Below are 1,676 nucleotides of genomic sequence, written 5' to 3' on the forward strand. Positions count from 1 at the left end.
CACTTTCACACCCAGCCTATCAACGTTCTAGTCTCGAACGACCCTTAAAAGGAGCTTTACGCTCAGGGATACCTTATCTTCAGACGAGTTTCCCGCTTAGATGCCTTCAGCGGTTATCTCTTCCGTACGTAGCTACTCGGCAATGCCATTGGCATGACAACCGATACACCAGCGGTACGTCCACTCCGGTCCTCTCGTACTAGGAGCAGCCTCCGTCAAGTATCCAACGCCCACGGCAGATAGGGACCAAACTGTCTCACGACGTTTTAAACCCAGCTCACGTACCTCTTTAAATGGCGAACAGCCATACCCTTGGGACCGGCTACAGCCCCAGGATGAGATGAGCCGACATCGAGGTGCCAAACACCGCCGTCGATATGAACTCTTGGGCGGTATCAGCCTGTTATCCCCAGAGTACCTTTTATCCGTTGAGCGATGGCCCTTCCATTCAGAACCACCGGATCACTTTGTCCTGCTTTCGCACCTGTTCGACTTGTCTGTCTCACAGTCAAGCACGCTTTTGCCAATGCACTATCAGCACGATTTCCGACCGTACCTAGCGTACCTTCGAACTCCTCCGTTACACTTTGGGAGGAGACCGCCCCAGTCAAACTGCCCACCATACACTGTCCCCAACCCAGATAATGGGCCAAGGTTAGAACCACAAACAAACCAGGGTGGTATTTCAAGGACGGCTCCAAAAGTACTAGCGTACCTCCTTCTTCGCCTCCCACCTATCCTACACAGGCCGGTTCACGATCCAATGTAAAGCTACAGTAAAGGTTCATGGGGTCTTTCCGTCTAGCCGCGGGGAGATTGCATCATCACAAACACTTCAACTTCGCTGAGTCTCAGGAGGAGACAGTGTGGCCATCGTTACGCCATTCGTGCAGGTCGGAACTTACCCGACAAGGAATTTCGCTACCTTAGGACCGTTATAGTTACGGCCGCCGTTTACTGGGGCTTCGATCAATAGCTCTCACCACATCAATTAACCTTCCAGCACCGGGCAGGCGTCACACCCTATACTTCCACTTTCGTGTTTGCAGAGTGCTATGTTTTTAATAAACAGTCGCAGCCACCTATTCTCTGCGGCCTCTTCTGGCTACTCACCATACAAAGGCATACCTTCTCCCGAAGTTACGGTATCAATTTGCCGAGTTCCTTCTCCTGAGTTCTCTCAAGCGCCTTGGAATATTCATCCCGTCCACCTGTGTCGGTTTGCGGTACGGTCAACTTGTAATTTAACGCTTAGAGGCTTTTCCTGGAACCACTTCCTGTGACTTCAAAGACCTTAAGTCTTCTGCGAATCATAGCCTTGAATCCTTTGACCGGATTTGCCTAATCAACTTCTTGGCTACAATACCGAGCATTTCCAACAGCCCGTACACATTCCGCAATCCGTCCCCCCTTCACATCACAAGCCGGTGTAGGAATATTAACCCACTTCCCATCAGCTACGCATCTCTGCCTCACCTTAGGGGCCGACTAACCCTGCGCCGATGAACGTTGCGCAGGAATCCTTGGACTTACGGCGAGGGAGCTTTTCACTCCCTTTATCGCTACTCATGTCAGCATTCGCACTTCTGATACCTCCAGCAAACCTCTCGATTCACCTTCTCTGGCTTACAGAACGCTCTCCTACCACGCATCCGCTCTCTTAATATGTCTAATCT

At 51.1% G+C, this 1,676-nt stretch carries 1 rRNA gene; it reads right to left on the reverse strand.

What is annotated here, in order from left to right:
• Window positions 1-1,676 (reverse strand): 23S ribosomal RNA (locus T432_RS08440); the annotation flags it as partial.

It is taken from the genome of Taylorella asinigenitalis ATCC 700933 (assembly GCF_000687755.1).
GTDB lineage: Bacteria > Pseudomonadota > Gammaproteobacteria > Burkholderiales > Burkholderiaceae_B > Taylorella > Taylorella asinigenitalis.